Here is a 22,804-nt window from a genome sequence, read left to right as displayed (position 1 = left end):
ATGGCCTGTTCATTTAACAAGTTCGGATTGCAAAAGCCGATGGTAGCAAAAGTGGTGGGGGTCTCTCTCGTCATGCTCCTGGCGGCCTGTTCCAGCGATCAGCGTTACAAGCGTCAGGTGGGCGGCGATGAGGCTTATCTTGATGCGCCAGCGCTGCAAGAACTTAAGGCGCCCGCCGGAATGATCCTGCCGTTGCAAAACGGTACTTACGATGTTCGTGCCGTCACGCTGAAAGGCAACGTCGGCAAACAACTCGACATCCGTCCGCCAGTACAACCGCTGGCACTGCTTACTGGATCGCGTTCGCAATTCTCTGGTGACAGTGGCACCGTCCTGTTGGAAAACAGTCCGCAGAACCGTAATTTGTGGTCTAACGTAGCGAAAGTGGTTGAGCAGAACAATTTCCCTATTGCCAGCCGTCAGGATGCCAGCCAAACGCTGACAACTGACTGGGTAAAATGGAATCGCGCGGATGAAGACTTCCAATATCAGGGTCGCTACCAGATCTCTGTGCAGCAGCAGGCGTACCAATTGGCGCTGATCGTGAAAACCCTTGGACTGCAACAGCAGGATAAAGAGGTGACTTCACCGTCTGAAATCCAGCGCTACAATGGGGAAATGCTGAACGCTATTATTGCCGGTCTGGACAAGATCCAGAGCGACATGGATAGCAGTCTTGCAGGGCGTGGCGCCGGTACCGTTGATGTTCAGAGCGGTGCGGATGATACCGGTCTGCCGGTGCTGATTATTCGTGCGCCATACGCTACCGTCTGGGAGCGTTTGCCTGGCGTATTGAGCAAAGTCGGGATGAAAGTTACCGACAGCAGCCGTCCGCAGGGTACGATTTCTGTAACCTATAAATCACTCGACAGCGGTGCCTGGGATATTCTGGGAGCCAAAGAGCCCGTCGATGTGAAAGAGGGTGATTACAAACTGCAAGTCGGCGATCTTGATAACCGCAGCAGCTTGCAGTTCATCGACTCGAAAGGGCGTCCGTTGACTCAGTCGCAGAATGATTCGCTGGTCGCTGTGTTCCAGGCTGCATTTGGTCAAACCCAAAGCAGCACGAAATAACCAGAAAGGGGCTTAGGCCCCTTTTTTTTCTTTCCTACGCAAACGTTACCGTCTCATTTTGAGAGGCAAAACACTGGAGTAAATCAAGATGCAAAAGCTAGCTGAGTTGTATCGCGGAAAAGCAAAAACCGTCTACACCACTGAAAACCCGGATCTGTTGGTGCTGGAATTCCGTAACGATACGTCAGCACTCGATGGTCAACGCATTGAGCAATTCGATCGTAAGGGCATGCTGAACAACAAGTTCAACCATTTCATCATGAGTAAACTGGAGGAAGCGGGCATTCCTACCCAGATGGAGCGGCTGCTCTCGGATACCGACGTGCTGGTGAAAAAGCTGGAGATGGTGCCCGTTGAGTGTGTGGTCCGTAATCGCGCCGCCGGTTCACTGGTGAAACGCCTGGGTATCGAAGAGGGTCTGGAACTGAATCCACCGCTGTTCGATCTGTTCCTGAAAAACGATGCGATGCATGACCCGATGGTTAACGAGTCATATTGCAAAACCTTCGGTTGGGTAAACGAAGAAAATCTGGCACGTATGAAAGAGCTGAGCTACAAAGCCAACGACGTGTTAAGTAAATTGTTCGACGATGCGGGCCTGATCCTGGTCGATTTCAAACTGGAGTTCGGCCTGTTCAAGGGTGAAGTGGTGCTGGGTGATGAATTCTCCCCAGACGGCAGCCGCCTGTGGGATAAAGCCACACTGAACAAAATGGATAAAGACCGTTTCCGTCAGAGCCTCGGTGGATTAATCGAAGCCTATGAAGAAGTGGCTATTCGTATCGGTGTGAAGCTAGACTGATTTCTTCCTGACACACCCTGCGTTCTTGACGTTACAGGGGTGTTTGGGTCTGGCATGAGGGTTTCATCCATGGCTGTCGTCATGGGGGAACCCTTTTTTTCGCCCTGCCTCCCTGCGCATGTCCTAATTTCCCGATAATCTCGCCATTTCTCCCTGCATTAATGCCTCCTCCTCTTATAATGGTGTAAACGGCTCCTGTTTTGGTGAGCATTTATCTGTGGGAGTATGACTATGCGTTGGCAAGGGCGTCGCGAGAGCGATAATGTGGAAGACCGCCGTGGGCAATCATCTGGCGGTGCTGGGGGTGGTGGACTTCGTATTCCCCTGCGCGGCAAGAGCGGCATCGTCATTCTGGTCGTGGTGTTGGTCGCGGGCTATTACGGCATCGATCTGACGCCGCTGATTAATGGTGATCAGCCCGCCAGTAACCAACAAAGCAGCCAAAGCATCAGCCCTCATGATGATGAGATGGCGAAATTTACCTCCGTCGTTCTGGCGTCTACCGAAGATACCTGGCAAGAGATTTTCCAACAGATGGGGCAGACCTACCGCGATCCAAAACTGGTGATGTACCGTGGTGCAACCCGCACCGGCTGCGGTACCGGCCAGTCGGTAATGGGACCATTCTATTGCCCGGCCGACAGCACGGTGTATATCGATCTCTCTTTTTATCAGGAGCTGAAAAATAAACTGGGTGCCGATGGCGACTTTGCTCAAGGTTATGTGGTTGCCCATGAAGTGGGTCATCATGTACAAAATTTGCTGGGTATCGAACGTAAGGTGCGCGAGTTACAACAGGGCGCATCACAGGTCGAAATCAACCGCCTGTCGGTAAAAATGGAGCTACAGGCTGACTGTTTCTCTGGCGTATGGGGGCACTTCATGCAACAACAGCAGGTGCTGGAAGCGGGTGATTTGCAAGAGGCGCTGAATGCGGCTGAAGCCATCGGCGACGATCGCCTGCAGCAGCAAGGTCAGGGGCGGGTGGTTCCAGACAGCTTTACCCATGGAACTTCTGCCCAGCGTTATACCTGGTTTAAGCGCGGTTTCGACAGTGGACGAATCAGCGAGTGCAACACGTTTGCCAGTCGCTAATGTTCTCTATAGAGATGACTGTTTTTATCCATGATGACTATTTTTAGTCATGGCTGAGGTTTTATCCTTGATTTGGGCAAATGACCGGTGGTCGCCGTCAGCAATATGAGAAATAATCGGTGAGTCGTTGTTACCGGTGCAATCTTGCGCCGGTAATTTTCCATGATTACCGGACAGGGACCTCCATGGCTTATCTCGACCCAACATTATTGATTTTACTGGTGCTGGCTGGACTGGGTATCGTCAGCCACAACACCACGGTGACTCTGGCCATTCTTTTTCTATTGGTTGTACGTATCACCCCACTCAATCACTATTTCCCCTATATCGAAAAATACGGTCTGACGATCGGTATTATCATTCTAACCATTGGCGTCATGACGCCCATTGCCAGCGGAAAAATCAGTGCGGGAACGGTTATTCACTCTTTCTTTCACTGGAAATCCATCACGGCGATCGTTATTGGTGTTGCCGTTTCCTGGTTGGGCGGGCGGGGTGTGGTGCTGATGACCAATCAGCCGTCGATGGTCGCGGGGCTCTTGATCGGTACCGTGCTGGGTGTGGCGTTGTTCAAGGGCGTGCCGGTCGGTCCACTGATTGCGGCGGGTTTACTCTCGCTGATCATTGGGAAAACCTGATATGCACGGATTGATGATTTGCCATGCTCGCTGAATTCATTGCCTGCCAGCAACAGATGCAGCGCTGTGGGGTGCGCCGGGTTTTGACGATCAGTGGTGAGGCGACGTGGTGTCGGCAGCAGGCGGAAATGCTCAGTCAAACACTGACGGGCGACTGGCTGTGGGTCGGTGCAGCCAATGAAAAGGCTAACGTCACTCTTCCCAGTGCGGCAAAAACGTTGCTTGGTCAGGAGTTTCGCCACGCTGTTTTTGACGCAACGTCGGGATTTGACGTAGAGGCGCTGGCGGCGTTAGCCGGTGCGTTGTGCGCGGGAAGTTGGTTGCTTCTGCTGGTACCCGATTGGGATGCGTGGTCGCTGCGCCCTGATGAAGACAGTCTGCGCTGGAGCGAACAACCGGCAGCGATTGCAACTCCCCATTTTATAGATTGGTTTCGCCAGCATTTGCTTGCAGACGCGGAAGCTGTTCTTTGGCGACAGGGCGATCCGCCGTATTTTCCTCCTTTGAAAGTGCGGCCAAATTGGCAGCCGCCGCAAGGCGAGCCGACGGCAGAACAGCAGCGATTGTTGACGCAACTGATCAACGCGAAATCCGGTGTCTGGGTAGTGACGGCCGCGCGTGGCCGGGGTAAATCCACTCTGGCCGGGATGCTGGTTGAGAATACCGAGGGACGCTGCTGGTTAACCTCACCCAACAAGAAATCCAGTGAGCGGGTGAATTTTCAGGCCCATGATCGGGCAGAGTTTTTTGCCCCAGATGCCTTGCTCGAACGCTGTAGACGACAGGTGCCTTCTGATATTGCGTGGTTATTGATTGACGAGGCAGCCGCAATACCGACGCCGTTGCTGACAGAATTGATCCACTATTTTCCCCGCACCTTGCTGACGACTACCGTGCAGGGTTATGAAGGAACGGGCAGGGGATTTCTGCTTAAATTCTGCTCTTCGCTGGCGGAGTGGTACGATCTTCGGTTAACCGATCCGATTCGCTGGGCGAGCGACGATCCGTTGGAGCGATTGCTGGACCGGGCTTTATTGCTCTCGGAACCTGAGGATCAGCCTGTTCTTCCCCCAAGTGCTGAACGGGAAATTGTGTCATTGCCACAGTCTGACTGGCTGAATTGCCCTGAACTGCTGGGTGATTTTTATGGCTTATTGAGCAGCGCACATTACCGCACTTCCCCGCTCGATTTACGCCGGATGCTGGACGCGCCGGGCATGCATTTCTCGGCCGCATTGACTCAGCGCCGTTTGCAGGGAGCGCTGTGGCTGGTGGATGAAGGCGGGTTGGATCACACCCTGGCCCACGATGTTTGGGCGGGAAGGCGACGACCGCGCGGCAATCTGGTGGCGCAATCCCTGGCGGCGCACGGTGGCCAGTGGTGGGCACCCACATTACGTTCAAGACGCATCAGCCGCATCGCAGTCCATGAAAGTGCACGCCGTCAGGGCATGGCGCGTTCCCTGATTGATCAACAAAAAACGATTGCCCTCCAGCAGGGACAGGATTTCCTCTCGGTAAGTTTTGGCTACACGCCAGCGCTATGGCAATTCTGGTTCGCCTGCGGATTCAGTTTGGTACGGATTGGTACCCATCGTGAAGCCTGTAGCGGCTGTTACTCGGTTATGGCGGTTTTGCCGTTGAGCGAGGCCGGGCGACAACTTGCGCAATTGGCCTATAAGCAACTGCAACGCGACTGGCCGTGGTTGCGGGAACGACTCGATATCGACATTCCTATTATTGCGTCCACGCAGCAGCAACTGAATGATGAAGATTGGCAGGCGTTGGCGGGGTTTGCCTTTGCTCACCGCTCGATCGAGGCCAGTCTCGGGGCTTTGCAACGGCTGTTCTCTGAGATGAAGGTTCTACAGGGAAAGAGCGCCGCCCCGATGCTGAGTGAATATTTGCACAACCCTACCGATATCGCCTCATGCATAACTCGCTTCGGACTCTCGGGACGCAAAGCTTTACTGCAAGCCTGGCGCAATGAAGCGGCAGCCGCGATGAAGGCGTGCGATCCGCAGGCCACTGCGCGCTGGCAGGCGTGGTGTCATGTTTTACCGAGTCCCACGCAGCAATAAAAATGCCACCTTGTGGGTGGCATCTTTGACGCATTCACTTCTTCTTTTTTGGCCAATCGTCATCGTCATCCCATTTGGCATTATTATCGCGATGCGGAGGGATTTCTGGCTTGTTCTTCAGGAAGCTTTTATGGTCGAGGCGTCGTAATTCCTTGATACCATTAAGTAGGATCCCTACCAGCAGGACAAGCACGATCCACCAGTAATCTGCTAACCATTGCATGGTTTACACCTCTTGTGTATTACGTATAAAACGTGGAAAAAGAGTCGCCAAATGCTGGCTAAGCCATCCAGCCCCTGCCACATCATGGCCTTGCCATGAGGCGATCAGCAGTTCTGGGGTCAACAGGTGTTCTGCCTGTTTTGCCAACGGTGCGTAACTCAAATGCCAGGGTTCAATGGCGATACCCCCGTTATCCACAGCAAAGGGACGATAAAACCCGAATTCTGCCATATGCTCGCTGAGCCACAGGTTCAGCGGATAGAAATACCCACCCGACTCATATTCCCAGGGTTCAAGCTGGAGTTTCTGACCTTCAGGCAACAGGGACGGATCATAAACATCCAGATCGCTTCCCCAATGGTGACGGCTGGCACCTGGCAATGCCGACCAGCGCAAAATCATTTCGCAGCGTTCTGCATCACTGAGCGTTGAAACATCAACGGGCTTACTGTCTTTATCTAATACTGGTCGCTCGCCGCGGAATTTGCCATTCCAAATCGCCAGTTGCCGATCAAAGTCACGAAACGTACTGGCGGGCTGCAAATCAAATCCCGCCAGTCGGGCAGACTCTTGCAAGGCACGAAACGCGTCGACCGCTTCGGCCTGCAAACGGTGATTACCACTGAGTTCGGTCAGATGGCGGGTGGAATGACCTGTCAGGATTTCGCTATCGATCATGCCACCAGTTGCTCCATGATACGCTGATACATCCGGCTTAACAGTTGCAAATCGGCAGCGTGCACGCATTCATTTATTTTGTGGATAGTGGCATTAACCGGGCCGAGTTCGACAACTTGCGCACCCATGCGCGCAATGAAACGCCCATCAGAGGTACCGCCAGTGGTGAGTAGCTGCGGCGAGATTTCACTGTAGTGTTTGACGGCGTTGACGACGGCATCAACCAGCGCCCCTTGTGACGTCAGGAAAGGTTGACCAGAGACATTCCACTCAATGGAATAGCTTAACTGATGCTTCTCCAACAGTTCTTTGACCCGTTGTTTGATAATTGTATCGGTCAGTTCCGTACTGAAACGGAAGTTGAACTGGACAAAAAGCTCTCCGGGAATGACGTTGTTGCTGCCGGTTCCGGCCTGAATATTGGCAATTTGCATGCTGGTTGGCGGGAAAAACTCATTTCCATTGTCCCATTGCGTCGCAACCAACTCATTCAATGCTGGCATGGCACGATGCACCGGATTATCTGCCAGATGAGGATACGCAACGTGCCCCTGCACCCCATGAATGTGCAGATTGGCGGTCATCGAACCACGGCGGCCATTCTTCACCACATCACCCACCCGTTCGGTACTTGACGGCTCCCCGACCAGACAATAATCCAGACGTTCGTTGCGCGCCATCAGGGCTTCGACCACTTTAACCGTACCGTGCGTGGCGCTGGCTTCTTCATCTGACGTTATCAGAAACGCCAAACGGCCACCATGGTTTGGGTGCAATGCAACAAAGCGTTCGGCGGCAACCACCATGGCCGCCAGCGAACCTTTCATGTCAGCGGCACCTCGGCCATAGAGCATGCCATCGCGGATCACCGGATCGAAAGGAGGGTTGATCCAACGTTTTTCATCACCGGTAGGGACAACATCGGTATGACCGGCAAAGGCCAGCGTTTTACCTTCACCGCGCCATGCCCAGAAATTTTGCGTATCGCCGAAATTCATCGGTTCAATACGAAAGCCAATCGCCTTCAGGCGTGCAATCATCAATTCCTGGCAGCCTGCATCATTCGGGCTGAGAGAGGGGCGTTTGATCAGCTGTTGTGCCAAATCAATAACCGGGCAAATCATATTAATTCCCTTCTGTGATGAATTGCTGATAACTCTCGGCACTGAAACCGAGTAAAGATTTGCCGCTGGCGGCGACCAAAAGCGGGCGTTTGATAATGGCTGGCTGTTCCAGCATAAGTTCTGCGGCAGCCTGCGGAGTATCGATCGCTTTACGCTGTTCTTCGCTGAGTTTCCGCCAGGTGGTACCGCGGGTATTGAGCAGCGTCTGCCAATCCTGTTCAGTCATAAACTGTGCAAGTAATTCACTGTCCAACCCATCGGCACGATAATCATGAAAGGTATAGTCAACACCCTGTTCGTCCAGCCAGCGGCGGGCTTTCTTGATGGTGTCACAATTCTTGATACCGTACATCGTGAACGTTGCTTGTGGGGATTTCTCTGCCATGGGAAAGGTTACCTGTATCAAAACCGACTACCGAACAACAAAAGCGTTAGCCTGCGGGCAGGTAACTCAACGGGTTGTCCACTATTATGGGTATGTTACATAATGCGGTAAAAATGGCACTGAATCCAGACAGGGAAACCGATTTGCTTCCCGATGACGCCGATCTGACACTTCTTTACCCCAACGTGGGATTTTCGGCCATCCTGGGGTGATAAATGGAGGTGATGGTTTTCCCAAAACAGATCAATTAAATCACAACGGTTATTTATTACCCTTAATCTAATAAGTGAAGTCTATTATTACCTTATTAATACAATTGCCCAGTTGCTAGCGGGCGTCATCCGCTTATCTAATCCTGATCTGAGGGATTGGAGATGTTTTTGGCCGCGCAGCCCCGTTGTGTGCAATCAGACAGGTTTCTAATGAAATGTCTACCTAATCGGTTTTCTAACTTAATGATCTCTAAAACATCTATAAAATGACTTGTGATCTGGATTGAATTATCCCCTCAAAAGATTCACATGTCTAAAAATAGGGGTTATAATTCGCGCAAATAACAGTGGAATGTTATTTTCTAATAATATGAGAGGACGTTATGGTAGAGCAAGAGTTAATTAATTGGAAAAACTTTATTGAAGCAATGTTACGTAAATCTTGAGTGACGGTTATTTAAATATTAAATAATTGTTACATAGATTTTAAGTGACATGTTCGTAAAGTATAATGGTAAAAATTTGTTGTCTTGTCTGATTTTGAAATACTGACACCAACAGGGTAACCGTTAGATTTGTTTTCAGACTGCTATCTTGTATTAGATAGACAAAAGGGCTTCTGTAACCTGAAGCCCTTTTTCATGCGCGCTAACGGGCTAAGCCACGTTAGTCTGTTTCGTTCTGCTCATGAATCAATGTCACTGGCGTTTTGCTTGGGAAGCGACGGCGCACCAGCACGAAAAACAGCGGAACAAAGAAAATTGCCAGGAATGTCGCGGAAATCATCCCACCCAGAACGCCGGTACCGACCGCATGCTGGCTACCAGAACCTGCACCCTGGCTGATTGCCATAGGCAGTACGCCAAAGATAAACGCCAGCGATGTCATCAGGATAGGGCGCAAGCGCATGCGTGAGGCTTGCAGCGTGGCTTCAACCAAATCCTTCCCTTTATGGTTCAATTCGTTGGCGAACTCGACAATCAGAATGGCGTTCTTCGCCGACAGACCAATGATTGTCAGCAGACCGACTTGAAAATAGACATCATTTTCCAGCCCACGCATCCAGGTTGCCAGTACTGCCCCGATCACCCCCAATGGCACCACCAGCATGACCGAGAAAGGAATCGACCAGCTCTCGTAAAGTGCCGCCAGACATAAGAACACCACTAGCAGGGAGATCGCATAAAGCGCTGGGGCCTGAGCGCCAGAGAGTCGCTCCTGATATGACATGCCGGTCCATTCCAGCCCGACACCGGTAGGCAATTGTTGCACCAGATCTTCCATGATATTCATTGCCGTACCGTTACTTACGCCCGGCGCAGATTCGCCGACAATCTCGAGTGCGGAATAACCGTTGTAGCGCTCCAGTCGCGGCGAACCATATTCCCAGCGGGACGTGGCAAAGGCGGAGAAAGGTACCATGCCACCGGAATTATTCGGTACATACCAGCGATAAATGTCTTCCGGCAGCATGCGGTATTTTGCCGCTGACTGCACATAGACCTTCTTGACCCGACCGCGATCGACAAAGTCATTCACATAGGTTGAACCCCAGGCCGTTTTCAGCGTGTTGTTGATATTATCAATGGATACCCCAAGTGACTGGGCTTTGCGCTGATCGATATCGATCTGCAACTGCGGGCTGTCATCCAGGCCATTGTGGCGCACGCGGGTCAGGCTGCTGTTTTGCGCCGTCAACTGCAACAGTTGGTCGCGGATGGCCATCAGTTTCGTATGACCAAGGCCGGCGTGATCCTGCAACTCCATATCGAACCCGGCAGAACTGCCCAGGCCACTGATGGCAGGCGGACTGCTGGCGATCACCCGGGCTTCATTGATATGCCGGAAGGCTTTGGTGGCTCGCTCGATAATACTCGCTGCCGAGTTCTCGGCAGCCGTGCGTTGGCTCCAGTCGGCCATGCGGATGAACAGGCGTGCAACGTTCTGGCCGTTACCGCCAGGGCCCGAGCCAACCGTAGCAAACACGGAAAGCACGTTTTCTTTCTCTTTGGTCAGAAAATAGTGTTCAACTTTCTCAACCACTTTCAGCGTTTGCTGTTGGGTTGAACCCACCGGTAATTGCACCTGAACGGTAAAGACACCGCGATCCTCAATAGGCAGGAAGGAAGTGGGCAATTTGAGGAACAACCAGGCCAAACCGACAAGCAGCAGCAGATACACCAGCATGAAACGCCCACTGCGACGGAGTACGGTAGCGACCCCTTTTTCATAACCCCGCGCGCTGCGATCAAAGGTCCGGTTAAACCAACCGAAGAACCCACGTTTTGCATGGTGGTGACCTTTGGTAATCGGTTTGAGCATGGTGGCACACAGCGCGGGCGTCAGAATTAGCGCCACCAGAACCGAGAGCACCATGGACGAAACAATGGTCAATGAAAATTGCCGGTAGATAGCCCCGGTGGTGCCACCGAAGAAGGCCATCGGAATAAATACCGCGGACAAAACCAGCGCGATCCCCACCAATGCGCCCTGAATCTGGCCCATTGAAATCCGGGTCGCTTCGCGTGCGTCGAGCCCTTCTTCGCTCATTATGCGTTCGACGTTTTCCACGACCACAATCGCATCGTCTACCAACAAACCGATCGCCAGCACCATGGCAAACATAGTGAGAGTATTGATACTGAAACCAAAGGCGTAGAGGACACCGAAGGTACCCAATAGCACCACCGGAACGGCGATGGTGGGGATAAGCGTTGCACGGAAATTTTGCAGAAACAGATACATCACCAGAAACACCAGCAAGATGGCTTCCGCCAGTGTTTTCACCACGTCTTTAATGGAGGCTTTTACGAAAGGGGTGGTTTCATAGGCGACTTTGGCTTCAAGTCCGTGGGGAAAATATTGCGACAGTTCGGCAATTTTCGCTTTCACCAACTCATCGGTTTGCAATTCATTGGCACCCGATGCCAGTTTAACGCCCATGCCTGAGGCGGCCATGCCATTGTAACGGCTCAGGTAATCGTATTTTTCTGCACCCAGTTCGACCATCGCAACATCACCCAGCGAGACGCTGGAACCATCCTGATTGACGCGCAGGGTGATATTCTGGAATTGCTGCGGCGTTTGCAATTGGGATTGTGCATTGATTGTGGCATTGAGTGCCTGATCGTTAACGGATGGGGTACCCCCCAACTGGCCCACCGCCACCTGACTGTTTTGCGCGGTAATCGCATCCACCACGTCTTTGGTCGATAACTTATAGTTATTCAGCTTTTCGGGATCGAGCCAGATTCGCATGGCGTATTGTGATCCATAGGCATCAATACTCCCCACGCCGTCGATACGGCTGAGCGGATCCTGTAGGTTGGTCGCCACATAGTCGGCAATATCCTGCCTGTCCATGCTGCCATCCGTGGAAACAAACGCCACCATCATTAGCGTGTTGTCGCCGGTTTTGGACACGCTGACTCCTTGCTGCTGGACATCCTGCGGCAACCGCTTCAGGGCCGATTGCAGTTGGTTCTGCACCTGCTGCATGGCTTCATTGGGGTTGGTTCCCGCAGTAAAGGTCAACGTGACCTGCGCCTGCCCGGTACTGCTGCTGTTGGAGGACATGTACATCAGGTTATCCAGACCAGTCATGCTCTGTTCAATAACCTGCGTCACCGTATTTTCAAGCGTTTGCGCTGAGGCACCGGGGTAGGTGGCGCTGATCCTTACATTCGGCGGCGCCAGATTCGGATATTGTTCTACAGGCAGTGAAAAAATGGCCAACAGACCTGAAAGACAAATAATAATCGCCAAAACCCAGGCAAAAATGGGGCGATCTATAAAAAAATTAGCCATGCGCTACGAACCTCGTTATCACCCGGTGTGAATGACTAACATCAGCAGATAAATGGAACAATATCAGGCTTCCGTGTCAAATGGATAAATGTTGGAGACAGGGGAACCCAAGAGGCTGAATTACAGCCCTATTGCACTTTACGCGCTGTGAGCCCGCAAAGCGTGGAGAAATTAAGAAGATAATGTAAAAAAAGGTGGTAAAGAATCATCTTAATATCACCCGATGTTTTCAAGTAAAAGCGTGAATATCGGGCGGCCGTAACGGTACTTTTCGTCGGAAAGTGTAATAATCGGTGTTTACGTTTGTTTGGGAGGGATTCATGGTGCTTAATTCAGTCTTTGCCCGCAGGCTTTACCTGTGCTGGCTGATTTGCCAACACGAGCGGCCTAATGTCCCACGGTTAATGGAATTGACGGGATGGCCACGCCGTACGTTGCAGGACGTGCTTAAGGCGTTGCCGGGGATGGGGATAGAACTTCACTTTGTGCAACAGGGAATACGTAATAACGACGGCTATTATCAATTGGCTGCCTGGGGGCCTTTCAGCGTGGAATGGATCGAGAAACACCATAAGGCACTTTTGGCCGCGATCGAATAATCGACGCCATTGCCACTAACCCATACTACGGCGCAGTCGCAGTTGATTAGTGGCAGGCAGTTGATCAATGGTTTTTATACTCAAGGTACATTACGGTAGCGGCTACGCGTGAACGAACGTCCAGTTTGCGCAGTAAGTTACGGATATGCACTTTGACGGTTTCTTCAGAAATGTGCAGTTCTGACGCCACCTGCTTGTTGGAGAGTCCCCGGGCAACTTCCTGCAAGACATCAGTCTCCCGATCGGTGAGATCGGCAAAAGGATTACTCTGTTCAGAGCGGGAAGCGAGAAATTCACGAATTGCATCGCTGAATACGTTTTTTCCCTGTACAGCTTGATGGAAATAGGACAGCAGCAACTCGGGTTCGCTGTCCTTGAGGAGATAGCCGTCAGCCCCGGCATCAATCAGTGCATAGACATCGCTGCGTGAATCCGACACGCTCAACACGATGATCCGCGACTCAATCCCTTCCTGACGCATGGCTTTCAGGGTATCAAGCCCTGACAACCCTTTCATGTTGAGATCAAGAAGAATAAGCTCAGGAGACAGGCGATTGGCCAGCGCCAACGCTTCGCTGCCACTGCTGGCTTCGGCAATGACCTGGAATGTTGGATCGAGCTCCAGCAGTTGCTTAATGCCGCGACGCATCAATGGGTGATCGTCCACAATCATAACAGTATGAGTCTTGGTCATCATGACAGTTGCTCCCAGTCTTAAGTAAAGCCTATTGGCTCGGCGAGCCGATTCAGGTTTGCGGGAAGAGGAGGGATACTTGCGTGCCTCCCGCCTCAGCATGAGTGATGGTCAATGTTCCACCCAGTCTGCCCGCTCGCTCATGCATAATTGTTAATCCGTAATGGCCAGCGGGTTCTTCCGTATTGCTGATCCCAACACCATCGTCATCGATGCGGATGAGATTTTTCCCTTCCGGTGTCACGGTACATGCGATATCAATCTGCGAGGGTTCCGCGTGTTTTATGGCATTCAGCACAGCCTCACGGATAATTTGTAAAGTATGCACCTGCTGTTGCGCATTGAGGGACTGCGAAGAGAGGGCACAGTGTAGCCGAATTATTGCTGGAGTTTGCGCTTTTAGTGGAGCAATCATCTGTTCCAGAGCCTCTTTCAGTGAAGTTTGCTGAATACTTAGACGGAACGTCGCCAGCAACTGGCGTAATTGGACGTAAGCATCTGAGAGTGCCCGATCAAAGTCGTCAATTATTTCCCAGCAACGTGGTGTTGCGGTATCCGGCAGCGTACGTTTCAGGAGCGTCAGTTGAATACGCAAATAGGAGAGAGCCTGCGCCAGGGAGTCATGCAGTTCCCTGGCGATGGTTGAGCGCTCATCCATCAACATAAGTTGCAGATGCTGTTTTTGCAGTTGGTTAAAATACACCCCACGACTCAGCATGTTCGCGACGTTTTCCATCAATTGTGGGTGGGGAAGTGGTTGTTCACATTGCCAGCTCAGGTGGCCAATGGTGATACCTTCCTGGATAAGGGCGACGTTATGCCATGGGATTGCACTTGCAGGAGAACCTTTGGTCAATTGCCATGATGACGTATTCTCGCCGATATCCAGTTTCAGGCTGATCAGGTTTTCACTCTTATACAGGATATTCAATATATTCTGGAAACATTGCCGATCAATTTGACTGACGCTCAGCGCCTGCGAACAGTCGTAGAGTATGCCGAGCGTCCGGTTAGCCTGCACCAGACGGGCGGTTTTCTCTGCCACCTTCTGTTCGAGCGACTGATACAAACGGGCCAAATCGTCCGACATCCGTGTGAATGATTTTGACAATACGCCAAGTTCATTCGGCAGATCGACATCAAGCGGTGGATAGCTGAACTTCCCTTGTTGCACATTGATACTGGCTGCCATCAAGTGGTTGAGCGGGGCGACGACCCGGCGACGGATGAAATGGATAGAGAAGAGAACCAGCGCGATAATCGCCACAAAACCGCTCAGGCTGATGGTCACAACCACAGCGAGTTTCTGTTCCGCGTAACGCTGTAAAGTCAGGACAAATTGATCGAGTTGAGTCACATAATCCGCCACCTGTTGGCGATAAATGGCGGGTTGTTGCCGGGTTATGTTTTTTTCCAATTGCTGCCAACTGCGCAACAGTTTCTGATGTTGTTGGCGCACATCCTTTGGAATATAAAAACGCTCAAGATGCGCCAATGCCGGACTTTGCAGGGCGTGCTGATATTGAGCGATATGATCAGACAATTTTGGCGATTGGGTAGCAAGATCGTAGGCCAGTCGATAGCTTTGCATACGCAGTGAACCGGCAATGTTGACGGTTTCTGCGTCCCGCAGGCTGCCCATCAGCGTGAGCAACGCCAGGCCCGTCGTTAAACCGGATAACAGCACAATACCGAGCAGGGCGCGAGCCAGACTGGTGGTGACGGAATGCTTAACGACCAAAGAGGTTTACCCCTGACGCAATATTTCTATGAGAGGAGTCATATTGACTCGTGAATGCCACGTTGATAGTGGCAAAGAATCGTGCTCCCTGCCAATAGAAGTTAATTGTTTTGGGAAACTCCGGCACGCAGTCAAAGACGTTGCTGCGCAGAAAAAAAAAGACGTGACTTTTCTGCGTCAAAACGCTTTTAGCATCGCGGGTTCTTTGCAAGCACCCCATGCGGGACATATGATTGTCAGTTCTTTTTCACGTATGCCGCAGACCGGGGAGTCATATGTCACCAAAGATTGAGATCATAAAAAACAAAGTACTTTCAGAGAACTGGTTCGAGTTGCGTAACTACACCTATGATCTGGTGAAGCAAGACGGCAGCAAAATCCGCCATAAGCGCGAGGTGTATAATCGCGGGAATGGCGCCACTATCCTGCTCTATAACCGTGCCAAAAACAGCGTGGTTCTTACCAACCAATTCAGGATGGCGACTTACGTCAATGGCAATGAAACGGGCATGCTGTTGGAAGCCTGTGCTGGGCTGCTGGATAACGACTCGCCTGAAGATTGCATCCGTAAAGAAGCGATTGAAGAAACCGGCTATGCCGTTGGTAACGTTGAGAAGTTGTTTGAAGCCTATATGTCGCCAGGTGGCGTGACAGAAATTATCCACTTTTTCGCCGCAGAATATGACGAATCCCAGCGTTCCAATGAGGGCGGTGGGGTGGAAGATGAAGATATTGATGTGCTTGAAATCGCTTTCCCTGATGCGTTGACGATGATCAAAGAGGGTCGGATCAAGGACGGCAAAACCATCATGCTGCTGCAACATGCCCAGATTCGTGGATGGCTTAAGTAGCGACGGCAGGGCCTTGTGGCCCCGCCGGGAGAAATACGTTATTCGGGCAGCGTTATTTTGACGCCGCCTGGATGCTGACGAATTACGCTATAGGGCAGTACCGACCATTCAGTGCCTTCGCAGGACCGCATCACGCGGGCAAAATAGGGGTCGAAGGCGATGCCTTTTGGCGTGAAATACCATGATGAGAAGTTCCAGATACCTGGATCCGTGTAATCGCAGTCCTCATCGCTTTGCGGTTTTTTCATCTCTGTCGGAACCAGTTTCGTCAACTGAGCTACCAACCATGGCGAAAATTCTTTTTCGCGGTAATTTGAAAAAGTGTCAAAATCAGTGGTGTTGTTCCCGGCATCTTCATCTTCGTCTTCATAAAGATAATGGAACGGCTGATCTTTTCCGACCCACAGCACATCTTCCAATGCCAAAGGCTGCCCACTGTTCACATCAATATTGAGTGGGGCATCACCAAAGTCCGGATGCGCGCCACCGCAGTCATAGCGGGTGAAAATACTGACACTGGCCAATGAAGGTGTCAGCATTTCAGGGGTGACGGTTTGCACATAATCACCGCCAAACCTGCTCGCTCCCAGCATACATTGATGGTAGCTGATCACTTCATTCCATAAGCGGGCTCGCAGCAACTCATTGAGCGCCGAGAGTTTTTCCGGGGCATAACCCGATACAATCTCAAACAGCGAAATTTTTGACAGCGGTTCACTCCACCATTGCAGGGTGTATCCCATGAACTCCTGCTGTTTGCCTTTTTTTAACGCCATCCCCTGCAAGCGGAGATAGTCGTAAGGCGTCTCATGGTAAAGCTCGGTCCAGAATGCATCGCTGTCAGGTTTGGGCGGCGTAATCTGCGCAGGGTAAAAAGCGATATCGAACGTTTTACCCTGCGGATTTTTCCACACGCCTTCCCAGCCATTCCCTTTCTTGTTCAAGGTCATGCCGGGACGAGGTTTGTCGCTGAAATCGTCAATACCTTCTTGCAGGTCAAGCTCCTGATCGCTGACCGATCCCGTCAATGGCAAGTCCTGACGATACTTTTGGTAGAAGTAACGGCCACTGACATCATCCGATTTACTGAAATCCAGTTCGACGACAATCGGCATTTTCCCCAACATACCGGTAAATACCTGCGGATCATCCGCTGCATGCAAGGCGCATGAAAACAGCCCGGCCATGGCGATTAAGGCGTTTGCCAGGCCGCGGCCTGATAACCAGGACACTCCATGGATCATTAACAGATACCTTTTTAGCTGAGTACGGAGGGTACGATTCAATCAGAATACCAGCAGGAAAGCAGATAGTGTATTTTCAGTCCGAATAAAAAATGTCAGGTAGCAATCAGGTAAACTCTGAAAGTGTTCTTTTGCTGAAATAACCAGCAAAAAAGACGGTTTATAGGCGGAGTTCTGTAGCGGGTTACGTTATTATCAGCGCGAACACATTGATATGAGTAGATGATTGAATGATGTCTAGATGGATACCCGCTCCGCTATTGCTGTTGGCGACGTTGTTTGCCACGGCAAGCCACGCTGACCGATCCAGAAAAATTTCAGCGACTGGATGATAAGTTGCGACAACATAAACCGTTGCCAGATCCGGAATGTGAATGACCACCACGATCTGGTGATGCAGATCACCCGCGAAGCTGGCCGTGAAGGCAAAGCCAGCATCAGCATTGATTACCAGCGTCTGTATGATGACAGTGAGAAGAATACGGCACTTGCCAATACTCTTATGCTCGACAGTCGCCGTTTGAATATTAATCCGCGCGAATGGCAAACTGAGAAGAATCGCATCAGTACGGAGAACCGGCTGGTGGTGAATGAATTTATCGCCGGGATCCGTGAGGGGAGCCGCATCACGTTAACGGGTAAATTCGCCAACGAGCAGGATAGGCCGGTGATTTCCCTGACGGGTCTGAAGGCGGCATTATTGGCGATGGACGAACAGCAATCCCGCATTGATACACAGACTGCCTGGGCGAAAAAAGGCGTCAAACCTGCCGATCAAGTCCCTGATGCCCCATTGCCGCCGGAAGCGCCGCTCTTTTCGCGACCTCAACCGCTGACCGATGGCGAAGTGGCTGCCTTAACCCAGTTTGCAGCGACGAATATGGATACCAATGACTGTACCCTTGAATCGTCGGAGCGCGACGTGAGTTTGTCGGCATTGAGCGGCGAGAAAGCACTGATGATGATCAATTGCGATCGGGGTGCATATAATCTGTTCGTTCTGGCTTTTACCGTCACCCGCCATGCTCCTTTCAAAATAGAAGAGTTGGATTTGACTCTGCCCTTCAGTTTTAATCAGCAGGAAAATCAGTCGCCCGAGTTGATTAATGTTGATTTTGATGAGAAGAGTGGCCAGCTAGGGACTTACGCAAAAGGCCGGGGGATTGGTGATTGCGGTGAGTCCAGTCAATGGGTTTTTGATGGCACAGCGTTTCAGTTGACGAATTATGCCTCGGAACCGAATTGCGACGGTTATCGTCAGGGCGGTGAGTGGCCTGAGCTTTGGGTAACCCGTTGATTTTTCAGTGACACCCGACGGGCAGAAACCGTTCTGCCCGCACTTATACCGCACGCTGCCAGACGTTCTCATTTTCAGCAAATACCAATTTCTCCCTTTCCTCAGCGATCTCGTTATCTGCCAGCATGCGTAAAAGTGCACCGATCTTGCTTGTTTCATTTACAAATTCCAGATAGAGCGCGCGCAGCGTGACATCAGCAGTACGGGGAATATCTGTTTGCCCCTTTTCCCAGCGGGCGACAGTCTGTACATCGACGCCCAGTAAAGTGCTCAATGATTTTTGCGACATATTTACTTCTGTGCGTAAAAATCGTACTTCATCATGTTTTAATGGACTATGCCGATCTACCACAGTCTGACCGATCAATCGATGTAAGCCATGCATGTCATCAATACTGGTATAAATTTCCCCATCCAGAGTTTGTTGCTGGAAGCCATTGATCAACCATATATATTTCAAACCGCTTTCGATGTAATGGTACATATTTTCCTTATTACTTAATCATAACCGTGACGACGAATATGCTGGGATCATATTCATATCTTTTCAGCACCAAAACGACTTCTATACAGTCCCCGGCAGCGATTCCTTGCAGGTTGCATTTCCAATCACCTGACGGAGTAAGATGAGGTGATTCGGTAAACTGACTGTGCCTGCTAGTGAGTATGTTCGACACTTGTCGAATAGAGATATTCCTTTGCTGCATCCGCAGTTTTGCATGGGAACTGAAGAGAATCCTCTTTGTGTCATTACTAGCCAGTTCTTAAATAATTTGTTTCGCCAATACATCATTTATTGGCAATGAGTACAGCTGATGATTTTCCTCGAGTTTCATTTTTTCCTGTCTTTTTGATAGCTATCATTTTGATAGTTCCTTCAGAGGGCGTCAAGCTTTATCGCTGTTCAATTGGCTTGAGCCAACAGAAGGTAACGCAGAGAAAACAAGATAAAAACCGCAGGATGAAGATGATGATGAAGACTGCGCTGTGTCTCGCAAACATAAATTTTCCACTAAGCCATAACAGAAGTACCACTTGAGCGGTGCATTTTGGACGGCCAATGCCTTGTTCCTGATAAAGCCAAATGAATTTGCGTGTTTTGGCGAGACACATACCGCCATCGAACGACAGGCGCGCATCCGCTTCGCACTTTGTGAAATACGTATCGGCCTACTCTTGCGAGGTCGTATCAAGGTCGGGATCGGTACTATTTTGCGGGTAAATAAATAATTTATTTCCTTTTTATTTAAATCTTACAAAGTTGTTTCTGTAATGAAATATTATGCCTGGCGTTATTAAAATGAAAATAAAATAAAGTAGAGCAAGTTTCTATGAAAATAAAAATAATTTTCCCGATATTGATAAAGAGAGTTTCAATGTGAATTTTACTCGACTTAATCATGAGTAATTTATTATGCGTATTAAATTTTACGGGGTTATATTAGGCGGCTATAAAATTACGCTGTTTTTTGATTCATTTCATATCCAGGGGGAATGAAAGTTTTTGTTGTATATTTTGCAGTTATGGTTAAAAAGGAAAGTTTATGCCAAAGATCTCACTGGATGCGATTCACATTATTGGTACGATAAAATCGACTGGTTCATTCTCAACGGCTGCCGAGGTGTTGCATAAAACTCCTTCAGCAATATCGTATCGTGTGTCCAATATAGAAAGTAAGCTCAATATTAAATTATTTCACCGCAATGGGCCCGTGGTGAATCTTACTAAAGAGGGAGAATTTCTACTTCAGGAAGGCGGTTGGATACTTAATGCTGTCAATGATTTGGAATCCAGGATTAAGAATATGCATCTTCAAGACCGCGGGATCCGTATTATTTTGGATACGCATTTTCCCCTGTCTACGCTTGGTCAGGATATTTCAGTATTTATTAGCGCCTATCCGGAGGCCCGGATAGAAATTCAACGTGAATCCTTTGGCCGTAATTGGGAGGGCTGGAATACCAATAATAACGATCTGGTCGTGGTTATTGGCCATATTCCCGAGGGAATTCAAGCTAATACACTCATTTTAGGATGGGTGCATTTTGTGCTTTGTGTTTCACCGAATCACCACTTTACACATAACGGAGGAATTATCACCCAGCGCGATCGGCTGAAAGACATTGAAATTGTCATGGCAGAAAATGTGCAGGGGCAAACAGGCAGAAACCAGGGAATGGCTCCCCTGCAAAATCGCATTTTGGTGTCAGATCTGGAAAGCCAGGTAAGTTTGATCAAACAGGGTATCGGCCACGGTTTCCTGCCGGAAACGATGGTCAGTGGTGAACTGGACAAGGGCGAACTCATTGCGCTACCTGTTGATTTGCCAAGAAGTGATGAGGTAATTCGCCTGATCTGGCATCCAGCCAGCAAGGGTGAATATTTTACCTGGTGGTATCAGCGTTTCGCCCAGAAAGCGGAATCACTGGCGCTGCTTATGCGACAGCAGCGAAGCCCGGATATTTCAGGGCCACCCGTAGAATAGGACAGATTTATAGCGGGTAACGGTACCGATCTGCATCCGCGGATCGGTACCGTTATTTCCCTATAAGCCTTTACTTTGCAATAATTTCAGATGATCGACGAACATCGTCACAACATGAGTGGAAAGTGGTGTGACACCGGCCGTCTGATTGACCGCATCCAGATGATCCATAGAATAGTCGGAGCGTATGACTTTACCGAGATGCATACTGTAGCGCCCGACAACGCCGTCATTTTGTTCCCTCTCGCGCGTAAACGCGTAAAGAATAACGAGCAGATTTTCATGGCCTTGTGTAAAGGGTCGGCAGCATTTAATGCCTGCGCAAACACGCCACCTTGAATATAGCCACCCCATGAATAGTAATTGACGCCATTCACGGTTTCATCGCCTTCACCTCCCCACACCGTTGGCAACCCTTGCGGATACTGGCGATTGAATTCTGCAACACCCGCTGTGGTGAGCGCATCCAACGCGGCGATCGCGTCTTGCGGAAGTTCAGGATGTCCGCTGAGTAATGACATGAAAGAGGCAAAGGCATCAATCACGGCTTCTGCGGTTGCCTCAGGCAGGCTTCCGGGAGTGAAGGCCATTCTCACCATATCAGCAAATTCCGAACCATGGTTGACGCCATTCACGGATGTTACCGATGCGACCCAGTCAGGGCGCATGGCGGCGGCATAGCGACAGGCCAGTGGTCCCTGGCTGTGACCGATCAAATTGACTTTTTGGACGCCGGTTTTCGTCAACACGCCTTCTATAAAATCGAGTAATTGTTCACCTCTTACATCATTTCCGTTTGCCGCCGAGAGAGTCACAGTGAAAACGGTTGCTCCGTGAGCCTCCAATGCAGGCTTGATATTAAAGAAGTAGGGATAGCCTAAAATAGTATCGAAGCCGAACAGGCCATGAACGAGAATAATGGGGTATTTCGTTGCGTTATTCATAAGTACCTTTCAGAGAATAATGGAGTATAGGAATATGTCTCTTGACATGAATAGTATTATTTTCTCGATGGCGAAGTTAAAACAAAAATAATTCACTATGCGTGAATTTCTGCAGGGAAGTCCCGTATTGAGCGGTGTTTAATTAATGATGATTATATTTGAGGCTAAGGTGATGAAATATTCATTTGATCCTTAATCCGTTGTGAGTTTATTTTCCATTACCACTGTTTACATAAGGACTCATTCGACATCGGTTGGAGTTACCAGGGAATTAATTTGTGTTTGAACGTCACATTTTTCATCAGTCAGAATTAACGTTTTTCATAGAGGGTATGCAATATGCTTATTAAGCCACCAACGATGCATTTTTCCGCGCGTAGCGTAAAGAACTTGCAGGGTATTGATCCCATATTGGCGAGAGTGATGCGGATTGCTCTCCAGTATGCACTGGTGCCTTTTGCCATTACCGAGAGTGAATCAGGCCGTCATCCGGTTGGGAGTATTGTCAATATCGTAGCGCTTCCCGCAGGGGTTGTGTCGTGGGAACCCTGTTATTACCAACTGATTGCCGATGCGGTGGCCGAGGCGGCGACGCTGTGTGAGGCTAACGTCAAATGGGTAGGGCAATCGGTTCTCTTGCAATCGACGACACAGCAGGAGTGCGGCCATTTTCACCCGGCATAAAATCATCGCGCACGATAACCCATTGGATAGGTTCACCGTTGCAGGTGGTCTTTTGTGTTATGAAATTTCGAGATAATCGCCATTCTATGGTTGCATTCAAAGTTTAGGCACCGAGAAAAGCCCTATACTCAACTGTTGTACCCAG

Annotated in this window: 24 protein-coding genes; 13 read left to right on the top strand and 11 right to left on the bottom strand. The window is 50.2% G+C overall.

Annotation, left to right across the window (positions count from 1 at the left end):
• From bamC to DRI82_RS09455, 5 genes are all read left to right on the top strand, one after another.
• Nucleotides 1-1,074: an outer membrane protein assembly factor BamC gene (gene bamC / locus DRI82_RS09475; RefSeq protein WP_114193247.1), complete on the top strand. Its 1,074-nt coding sequence runs from the start codon at nt 1-3 to the stop codon at nt 1,072-1,074.
• A gap of 88 nt (nt 1,075-1,162) precedes the next feature.
• Nucleotides 1,163-1,876, top strand: a complete 714-nt coding sequence (purC, locus tag DRI82_RS09470) for a phosphoribosylaminoimidazolesuccinocarboxamide synthase (protein ID WP_114193246.1) — start codon at nt 1,163-1,165, stop codon at nt 1,874-1,876.
• A gap of 231 nt (nt 1,877-2,107) precedes the next feature.
• Nucleotides 2,108-2,971, top strand: a complete 864-nt coding sequence (ypfJ, locus tag DRI82_RS09465) for a KPN_02809 family neutral zinc metallopeptidase (protein ID WP_114193245.1) — start codon at nt 2,108-2,110, stop codon at nt 2,969-2,971.
• A 185-nt stretch (nt 2,972-3,156) separates the two neighbouring features.
• Nucleotides 3,157-3,609: a DUF441 domain-containing protein gene (locus DRI82_RS09460; protein ID WP_114193244.1), complete on the top strand. Its 453-nt coding sequence runs from the start codon at nt 3,157-3,159 to the stop codon at nt 3,607-3,609.
• A 23-nt stretch (nt 3,610-3,632) separates the two neighbouring features.
• Nucleotides 3,633-5,690 carry a tRNA(Met) cytidine acetyltransferase TmcA gene (locus tag DRI82_RS09455; protein ID WP_114193243.1) on the top strand — a complete coding sequence of 686 codons (2,058 nt, stop codon included), beginning with the start codon at nt 3,633-3,635 and terminating at the stop codon, nt 5,688-5,690.
• Nucleotides 5,691-5,724: 34 nt separating this feature from the next.
• On the opposite strand, the gene DRI82_RS09450 is transcribed toward DRI82_RS09455, so the two are convergent.
• From DRI82_RS09450 to DRI82_RS09435, 4 genes are read right to left on the bottom strand one after another with little or no spacing between them, the layout of a single operon-like run.
• Nucleotides 5,725-5,913 (bottom strand): YpfN family protein, encoded by a 189-nt coding sequence (locus DRI82_RS09450; protein ID WP_114193242.1) that lies wholly within the window; start codon nt 5,911-5,913, stop codon nt 5,725-5,727.
• 3 nt (nt 5,914-5,916) lie between these two features.
• A complete protein-coding gene (locus DRI82_RS09445; RefSeq protein WP_114193241.1) occupies nt 5,917-6,591 on the bottom strand; it encodes a M15 family metallopeptidase in 675 nt (224 codons plus the stop codon).
• A complete protein-coding gene (gene dapE / locus DRI82_RS09440; RefSeq protein WP_114193240.1) occupies nt 6,588-7,715 on the bottom strand; it encodes a succinyl-diaminopimelate desuccinylase in 1,128 nt (375 codons plus the stop codon). The genes DRI82_RS09445 and dapE overlap by 4 nt, the downstream gene beginning before the upstream one ends.
• Before the next feature lies 1 nt (nt 7,716).
• Nucleotides 7,717-8,100 carry an ArsC family reductase gene (locus DRI82_RS09435; protein ID WP_114193239.1) on the bottom strand — a complete coding sequence of 128 codons (384 nt, stop codon included), beginning with the start codon at nt 8,098-8,100 and terminating at the stop codon, nt 7,717-7,719.
• Between the two features lie 86 nt (nt 8,101-8,186).
• Here DRI82_RS09435 and DRI82_RS24520 point away from each other — a divergent pair, with 86 nt between their 5' ends.
• Complete coding sequence (locus tag DRI82_RS24520) at nt 8,187-8,312, top strand: hypothetical protein (protein WP_281269771.1); 126 nt, start codon at nt 8,187-8,189, stop codon at nt 8,310-8,312.
• 383 nt (nt 8,313-8,695) lie between these two features.
• Nucleotides 8,696-8,758, top strand: coding sequence for a protein YpfM (gene ypfM, locus DRI82_RS24735; protein ID WP_157968048.1), 63 nt, complete (start codon nt 8,696-8,698; stop codon nt 8,756-8,758).
• Between the two features lie 220 nt (nt 8,759-8,978).
• Here the strand turns inward: ypfM and acrD are convergent, their stop codons facing one another.
• Nucleotides 8,979-12,119, bottom strand: a complete 3,141-nt coding sequence (gene acrD / locus DRI82_RS09430; protein WP_114193238.1) for a multidrug efflux RND transporter permease AcrD — start codon at nt 12,117-12,119, stop codon at nt 8,979-8,981.
• A gap of 320 nt (nt 12,120-12,439) precedes the next feature.
• Between acrD and DRI82_RS09425 the strand changes: the two genes are divergently transcribed.
• On the top strand, nt 12,440-12,718 hold the full coding sequence (locus DRI82_RS09425; protein ID WP_114193237.1) for a winged helix-turn-helix domain-containing protein: 279 nt from the start codon (nt 12,440-12,442) through the stop codon (nt 12,716-12,718).
• 64 nt (nt 12,719-12,782) lie between these two features.
• On the opposite strand, the gene narL is transcribed toward DRI82_RS09425, so the two are convergent.
• A complete protein-coding gene (narL, locus tag DRI82_RS09420; RefSeq protein WP_411704027.1) occupies nt 12,783-13,412 on the bottom strand; it encodes a two-component system response regulator NarL in 630 nt (209 codons plus the stop codon).
• Nucleotides 13,413-13,464: 52 nt separating this feature from the next.
• Complete coding sequence (gene narQ, locus DRI82_RS09415) at nt 13,465-15,153, bottom strand: nitrate/nitrite two-component system sensor histidine kinase NarQ (RefSeq protein WP_114193235.1); 1,689 nt, start codon at nt 15,151-15,153, stop codon at nt 13,465-13,467.
• 275 nt (nt 15,154-15,428) lie between these two features.
• Between narQ and nudK the strand changes: the two genes are divergently transcribed.
• Complete coding sequence (gene nudK / locus DRI82_RS09405) at nt 15,429-16,004, top strand: GDP-mannose pyrophosphatase NudK (protein WP_114193233.1); 576 nt, start codon at nt 15,429-15,431, stop codon at nt 16,002-16,004.
• A gap of 38 nt (nt 16,005-16,042) precedes the next feature.
• Here nudK and DRI82_RS09400 read toward each other — a convergent pair whose 3' ends face one another.
• Nucleotides 16,043-17,248 (bottom strand): RsiV family protein, encoded by a 1,206-nt coding sequence (locus DRI82_RS09400; protein WP_245956802.1) that lies wholly within the window; start codon nt 17,246-17,248, stop codon nt 16,043-16,045.
• A 328-nt stretch (nt 17,249-17,576) separates the two neighbouring features.
• Between DRI82_RS09400 and DRI82_RS09395 the strand changes: the two genes are divergently transcribed.
• On the top strand, nt 17,577-18,545 hold the full coding sequence (locus tag DRI82_RS09395) for a DUF1176 domain-containing protein (RefSeq protein WP_245956801.1): 969 nt from the start codon (nt 17,577-17,579) through the stop codon (nt 18,543-18,545).
• Between the two features lie 43 nt (nt 18,546-18,588).
• Here DRI82_RS09395 and DRI82_RS09390 read toward each other — a convergent pair whose 3' ends face one another.
• Nucleotides 18,589-19,029, bottom strand: a complete 441-nt coding sequence (locus DRI82_RS09390) for a helix-turn-helix domain-containing protein (protein ID WP_114193232.1) — start codon at nt 19,027-19,029, stop codon at nt 18,589-18,591.
• Between the two features lie 10 nt (nt 19,030-19,039).
• Nucleotides 19,040-19,282, bottom strand: a complete 243-nt coding sequence (locus DRI82_RS24295; RefSeq protein ID WP_281269772.1) for a DUF4258 domain-containing protein — start codon at nt 19,280-19,282, stop codon at nt 19,040-19,042.
• Between the two features lie 298 nt (nt 19,283-19,580).
• Here DRI82_RS24295 and DRI82_RS24730 point away from each other — a divergent pair, with 298 nt between their 5' ends.
• Nucleotides 19,581-19,775, top strand: coding sequence for a hypothetical protein (locus DRI82_RS24730; RefSeq protein WP_157968038.1), 195 nt, complete (start codon nt 19,581-19,583; stop codon nt 19,773-19,775).
• Between the two features lie 314 nt (nt 19,776-20,089).
• On the top strand, nt 20,090-21,031 hold the full coding sequence (locus tag DRI82_RS09380; protein ID WP_114193231.1) for a LysR family transcriptional regulator: 942 nt from the start codon (nt 20,090-20,092) through the stop codon (nt 21,029-21,031).
• Between the two features lie 107 nt (nt 21,032-21,138).
• On the opposite strand, the gene DRI82_RS09375 is transcribed toward DRI82_RS09380, so the two are convergent.
• Nucleotides 21,139-21,975 carry an esterase/lipase family protein gene (locus DRI82_RS09375; protein WP_245956799.1) on the bottom strand — a complete coding sequence of 279 codons (837 nt, stop codon included), beginning with the start codon at nt 21,973-21,975 and terminating at the stop codon, nt 21,139-21,141.
• Between the two features lie 339 nt (nt 21,976-22,314).
• Here DRI82_RS09375 and DRI82_RS09370 point away from each other — a divergent pair, with 339 nt between their 5' ends.
• Complete coding sequence (locus tag DRI82_RS09370) at nt 22,315-22,659, top strand: M15 family peptidase (RefSeq protein WP_114193230.1); 345 nt, start codon at nt 22,315-22,317, stop codon at nt 22,657-22,659.
• Nucleotides 22,660-22,804: the final 145 nt, after the last annotated feature.

The sequence above is a fragment of the Edaphovirga cremea genome (assembly GCF_003332275.1).
Lineage (GTDB): Bacteria > Pseudomonadota > Gammaproteobacteria > Enterobacterales > Enterobacteriaceae > Edaphovirga > Edaphovirga cremea.
This window is presented reverse-complemented; position numbering and strand designations above follow the sequence as displayed.

Bases quoted from the DNA above. Each gene is read 5' to 3' on its own strand.
- bamC (WP_114193247.1), top strand. From the start codon at position 1: ATGGCCTGTTCATTTAACAAGTTCGGATTGCAAAAGCCGATGGTAGCA.
- purC (WP_114193246.1), top strand. From the start codon at position 1,163: ATGCAAAAGCTAGCTGAGTTGTATCGCGGAAAAGCAAAAACCGTCTAC.
- ypfJ (WP_114193245.1), top strand. From the start codon at position 2,108: ATGCGTTGGCAAGGGCGTCGCGAGAGCGATAATGTGGAAGACCGCCGT.
- DRI82_RS09460 (WP_114193244.1), top strand. From the start codon at position 3,157: ATGGCTTATCTCGACCCAACATTATTGATTTTACTGGTGCTGGCTGGA.
- DRI82_RS09455 (WP_114193243.1), top strand. From the start codon at position 3,633: ATGCTCGCTGAATTCATTGCCTGCCAGCAACAGATGCAGCGCTGTGGG.
- DRI82_RS09450 (WP_114193242.1), bottom strand. From the start codon at position 5,913: ATGCAATGGTTAGCAGATTACTGGTGGATCGTGCTTGTCCTGCTGGTA.
- DRI82_RS09445 (WP_114193241.1), bottom strand. From the start codon at position 6,591: ATGATCGATAGCGAAATCCTGACAGGTCATTCCACCCGCCATCTGACC.
- dapE (WP_114193240.1), bottom strand. From the start codon at position 7,715: ATGATTTGCCCGGTTATTGATTTGGCACAACAGCTGATCAAACGCCCC.
- DRI82_RS09435 (WP_114193239.1), bottom strand. From the start codon at position 8,100: ATGGCAGAGAAATCCCCACAAGCAACGTTCACGATGTACGGTATCAAG.
- DRI82_RS24520 (WP_281269771.1), top strand. From the start codon at position 8,187: ATGGGTATGTTACATAATGCGGTAAAAATGGCACTGAATCCAGACAGG.
- acrD (WP_114193238.1), bottom strand. From the start codon at position 12,119: ATGGCTAATTTTTTTATAGATCGCCCCATTTTTGCCTGGGTTTTGGCG.
- DRI82_RS09425 (WP_114193237.1), top strand. From the start codon at position 12,440: ATGGTGCTTAATTCAGTCTTTGCCCGCAGGCTTTACCTGTGCTGGCTG.
- narL (WP_411704027.1), bottom strand. From the start codon at position 13,412: ATGACCAAGACTCATACTGTTATGATTGTGGACGATCACCCATTGATG.
- nudK (WP_114193233.1), top strand. From the start codon at position 15,429: ATGTCACCAAAGATTGAGATCATAAAAAACAAAGTACTTTCAGAGAAC.
- DRI82_RS09400 (WP_245956802.1), bottom strand. From the start codon at position 17,248: ATGATCCATGGAGTGTCCTGGTTATCAGGCCGCGGCCTGGCAAACGCC.
- DRI82_RS09395 (WP_245956801.1), top strand. From the start codon at position 17,577: ATGATAAGTTGCGACAACATAAACCGTTGCCAGATCCGGAATGTGAAT.
- DRI82_RS09390 (WP_114193232.1), bottom strand. From the start codon at position 19,029: ATGTACCATTACATCGAAAGCGGTTTGAAATATATATGGTTGATCAAT.
- DRI82_RS09380 (WP_114193231.1), top strand. From the start codon at position 20,090: ATGCCAAAGATCTCACTGGATGCGATTCACATTATTGGTACGATAAAA.
- DRI82_RS09375 (WP_245956799.1), bottom strand. From the start codon at position 21,975: ATGAATAACGCAACGAAATACCCCATTATTCTCGTTCATGGCCTGTTC.
- DRI82_RS09370 (WP_114193230.1), top strand. From the start codon at position 22,315: ATGCTTATTAAGCCACCAACGATGCATTTTTCCGCGCGTAGCGTAAAG.